The organism is Sodalis-like endosymbiont of Proechinophthirus fluctus (assembly GCF_001602625.1).
Taxonomy (GTDB): Bacteria; Pseudomonadota; Gammaproteobacteria; order Enterobacterales; family Enterobacteriaceae.
Window position 1 is genome coordinate 21,353 of record NZ_LECR01000026.1, and the last position, 4,363, is coordinate 25,715.

3 protein-coding genes and 2 pseudogenes are annotated in these 4,363 nt (G+C 49.9%); 3 read left to right on the forward strand and 2 right to left on the reverse strand.

Features of this window, described 5'->3' with window-relative positions; translation table 11 throughout:
* On the forward strand, positions 1–420 hold a 420-nt coding region (locus tag BG74_RS16340), incomplete at its 5' end, for an aminopeptidase N C-terminal domain-containing protein (RefSeq protein ID WP_244267223.1).
* A 270-nt stretch (positions 421–690) separates the two neighbouring features.
* Positions 691–1,737: pseudogene (gene pyrD / locus BG74_RS03345) on the forward strand (dihydroorotate dehydrogenase (quinone)).
* Between the two features lie 660 nt (positions 1,738–2,397).
* Here the strand turns inward: pyrD and BG74_RS03350 are convergent.
* Positions 2,398–3,479: pseudogene (locus BG74_RS03350) on the reverse strand (YcbX family protein).
* Between the two features lie 182 nt (positions 3,480–3,661).
* Between BG74_RS03350 and BG74_RS20415 the strand changes: the two are divergent.
* Entirely contained in the window at positions 3,662–3,781 is a 120-nt protein-coding gene (locus BG74_RS20415) for a hypothetical protein (RefSeq protein WP_439895654.1), read from the forward strand.
* A gap of 259 nt (positions 3,782–4,040) precedes the next feature.
* Here BG74_RS20415 and BG74_RS12720 read toward each other — a convergent pair whose 3' ends face one another.
* Positions 4,041–4,187, reverse strand: coding sequence for a hypothetical protein (locus tag BG74_RS12720; RefSeq protein ID WP_187202559.1), 147 nt, complete (start codon positions 4,185–4,187; stop codon positions 4,041–4,043).
* Between the last annotated feature and the right edge of the window lie 176 nt (positions 4,188–4,363).

Consider the following 4,363-nt stretch of genomic DNA (forward strand, 5'->3'; position numbering starts at 1 on the left):
GATTTCGACCAGCGCTGGCACTATGACGGTTTGGTCATGGACAAATGGTTTAGTCTGCAGGCAACCAGTTCGGCAGAAGACGTGCTGGATCATGTGAAATCGCTGCTTACTCATCGCACCTTTAGCCTCAATAATCCCAATCGCGTTCGGGCGCTTATCGGCGCGTTCACCTCCAATAATCCGGCAGCGTTCCATGCGGCTGACGGCAGCGGTTACGCCTTTTTGGTAGAAATGCTTACCGAATTGAATACTCGCAATCCCCAGGTCGCTTCGCAGATGATCGAGCCGTTGATTCGGCTCAAGCGCTACGATGTGCCGCGACAGCGTCTGATGCGTGCGGCGCTGGAGCAACTGAAGGCACTTAAGAATCTCTCCGGGGATCTGTTTGAGAAAATAAGCAAGGCGCTTGCCGACGCTTAAGCTGCGGAGGTTTTTCGCCCCCTACGGAGGAGAGGCGCCGCACTGTCTCTGGAGGGGTAGGAAACTAAGTTTGGCCGGCGCGGGCGGAGAATTGCTGCTTGTCTCGCGAAGCATAGTCCGTGGGCATAGATGGGCGAACAAACGGGCTATCGCCGCGCGCCAACGCGCTTTCGTCCGTAGGGATAGTTTTTAACAGCTATTATTGATCCCCTTTCCCGCGCCGATGATTGATAATGCCGCCCCAGTTGCAATTGGGAATTGGGATACCTCATGTTATATCTGCTTATCAAGCAGATATTATTTCAGCTCTATCCAGAACGGCACTATGAAGTGACTTTTCGGCAGCTTAAGCAAATTGCTAGCACCACACTGGAATAGCTGTTACGGTAATCGGATACCGACCAATGCAGTCAACTGTATGGATATCGCTTTTGAACCCCATTATAGGCTGGCCACAGGATTAGATAAAGACGGTGATTGCACCGACACTTTAAGTGCCATGGGTTTCGGTTTTATTGAAGTGGGCACTGTCAGGCCTCGCGTGCAGCCCGGCAATGAGAAATCTCGTCTATTCCGTCTGGTGAAGGCCGGCGGCCTTGATAAACCGCATGGGCTTCAATAACCACAGGGTGGATAACCTGGTGGAGAATGTCAAAAAATCCTATTTCGGCGGCGTTCTGGGTATCAATATCAGTAAAAATAAAGATACTCCTCAGGCAGGGCAGGGCAGGGCAGGGCAGGGCAGGGAAGGGAAGGGAAGGGAAGGGAAGGGAAGGGACAATTATTTAATTTGCATGGAGAAGGCGTATCCTTTAATACTCCATGGACAAACATCCTGTAATTTATCGAGGCGATGGATGATATGTTATTGGCGATAAAAATAAGCAGACGGAGCTGTAATCCTACTATAAAAATATGTGCCGGTATAGGTAAAAATATCCCAGAAATGAGCGAGGAAGAATTGATCCAGGTTGCCGATTGTTTCGTGCGCTATAATATAGACGGCGTCATTACAATTAATACCACCACGAGACGAGAGCTGGTACAGAGCCTGGAACATAGTGCCTAAACCGGTAGTTTTAGCAGTAGATCGCTGCAATTGCACGGCACGGAAGTTATCCGAAAATTATCCACTAAGTTAAAATGTAAATTACCGATTATCTAGATTGCTGGTATCGATTCACTTATCACCGCCAGGGAAAAATTGGCGGCTTAGAGCTAGCTTCTATTATTCATATCTATTCTTGCTTTGTTTTCCATGGTCTACTTTTGATAAAGGATATTGTCAGAGACATTTATCCAATATTGACAATATAATGAGGGATGGAGGCATATTTCTTATGCATCTTTTTTTATCTTTTGTTCATTTACTGATAACTTAATATTAATTAAACTACCTACTCTGCAGATGACGTTTACCATATAGCGACCAGGACCTGAATTGGCGACGTGATAAAAGGTAAATGGATGAAGATCATCTCTGGCGATAACTAGCATTGGTTTTTCGATATTGAACAAGATCGAATGATGCTTGATCTGTTGTAAGGCTTAGTATTCCATTCGCACTTTTGCGAGAAAATACTGACCACGATGCTTTCGAGCGCACGCACTTTTGCGTTAACGACGCCGTACTTTAATTACCAATTTGAGGATAAAAGCTAGGCGTTGCCACTCAACGATGCCATGTGCGCTGAATTGGTGCTCAATGCGCTGGTGGCTTTGCGCTTTTTAAAACAGAAAATGCCCAAAATCTAGCATTTCGCACAGGCCGGCGACAACGCCCGCCTGTGCGCTAACCAAATCCTATCTGACGCTGGACGGCCTCCGGATAGCCCTTGGCGACTTGATAAAATCATGCATGGCTGACCGCAGTCTACGCCGTGCCAGGACGATTTGCAGTTTGCAGCGGCGGTATGATACTAAATCAGGCTGGCAAAAGCGTCATCGGTCTCCGGGCCGCTCGCGCGAACACTATTCCTATTCCAGGTATACATCGTCGCGCGGTAGGCAACTGCAAGACAGTATCCACAGCGCTGATGCCGTCGCACTGTCGGTCAGCGGCGCAACGTTTCCCGACAGTAATTTCACCTTGCAGGTGCCGCAAATGCTGGCACGACAGGAGTAAGGGATGCGTATGCCCTGTAGCTCCAACTGCTCCAGTAAAATATCCCGTTGGTTGCCGGTAAATTGACGGTCCTGATACACAATGGTCACTGGCACGTCGGCAGTCTGGGGCGAAGGCGCGGGTGCGATCGCGAGACTACCGGCGAGATAGCGGCGCGGCTTACTGGTGCTCAGGACCTTGATATTGTCGCCAACCTGTACGATACCGGGTGGTGCGAACGATAATATTCTGGCCGAAATAGACGTTGCCGTCGTCCGCGCTGCGATAGCCTTGTAAGGTGCTAAACGGGCTCACCTTTAGGATTTTTATGGCCCTGTTCCACGTTGACCATGATCAGAACACAGCGACTACAGGACTTCACCATTTCAAACTCGACCTCGCTGATACGCAGATGATTCCAACTATCCTCCGCATATGCTTCATTGCCGGTCACCACCAGATTCGGCCGAAATTGGGTCAGAGTGACACCAACTGTGCAGTGGTGTTGTAAATCTAAAAAAGACGCTTCGCTTATTAGTAAATAAGGATAATCGTCGGCGAACGATAGCGGGGGGATGACGGGAAGAGTTTTACCCGACGGTGGCTACGCTCGCCCGTCCAGCAAAGGATAACCGACTGTTCAAGATAGTTGGAAAGCCAGGTATTGATGGTCTTCGGCGCCGGATAAGCGGTAAAATAATTCCCCCAGACCTCAACCGACTGTGGCGGCGCGGAAAAATCAGCAAAAAGCACACGGCGGCTTTGCCCATTGGGGGTGGTGAGGTGCAAACCACTCGGCAGTATCACTGGGGTGAATAATAACGTCCGCGGATACTGACGGGCAGTGATAAAGGCACAGTCGGCGTCGGTGAGCATAAAAACGCGATCAAACGCCAACCCTGCGGCGCCGGACCCGGACAGGACATAGGACATGCGACAACTGCAGCCCATGCATTGATTTCACCGGGCGTACATATAAATAAACGCGATAAAATACTCATTCTGCCTCCGTGCTATTTGTGATGATAGTCAACTTTATGACAATAGGGCAGGATTGGCTATAATGCGTAACGATTTTCTTTTTAATTAATAATAAGAGACCGGATGAATTCTCTATTTGTCACTGCGACATAAGGTCTGGAAGAACTATTGAAAAACGAGCTGGAATCCCTGGGGGTTGCATCGTGTAAAATTGCGCTGAGTGGTGTGCATTTTCAGGCCGACAGCCGGCTGCTTTATTACCGCGCGCTGTTGTAGAGTTGTCTGACGTCGTGCATCGTCCTGCCACTGAATGAGTTCAGTGTCGGTAGCAATATGGCGACTTATATCGCGGTATGCAGGCGTGGCGGTAGACTAGCCGTCACTGTTTACGGTGGATAAACGTTTCTCCATGCATTTCAGCGGTACCAACGCGGTAATCCGCAACAGCCAGTATAGCGCACTTAAAGGTCAAGAATGCCATCGTCGATAGGTTTTTACCAGCACAGTGTGTATCCGGCCCTATGCCGACCGCCAGCTACCCGATATCCGCATCCAGACCTATCTGGACCGCAAACTCGGTAATACTGTCGCTTGACTTGAGCGGCAGCAGACTGCACACCGGTGTGGCTATCGCGACGCCGTGGTTCAAGCCGGCGTTAAAGGAGAATCTCGCCGCCTCCATCTTGCTGTGCTCCCGCTGGAAACTCCACGCCGCTGATTGAAGTAGCTCTGATCCATGGCCGATTACTCGCCTGTGTTAGGGGTTTTCCGCCATGATGAGACGCTATGGCAAGAGAGATGGTGCGCGAAGAGTGCGCTAGCGTACCTGGCGCAAACGGCGTCACGCTTTTACGGCTT

Bases quoted from the DNA above. Each gene is read 5' to 3' on its own strand.
- BG74_RS12720 (WP_187202559.1), bottom strand. From the start codon at position 4,187: ATGGAGGCGGCGAGATTCTCCTTTAACGCCGGCTTGAACCACGGCGTC.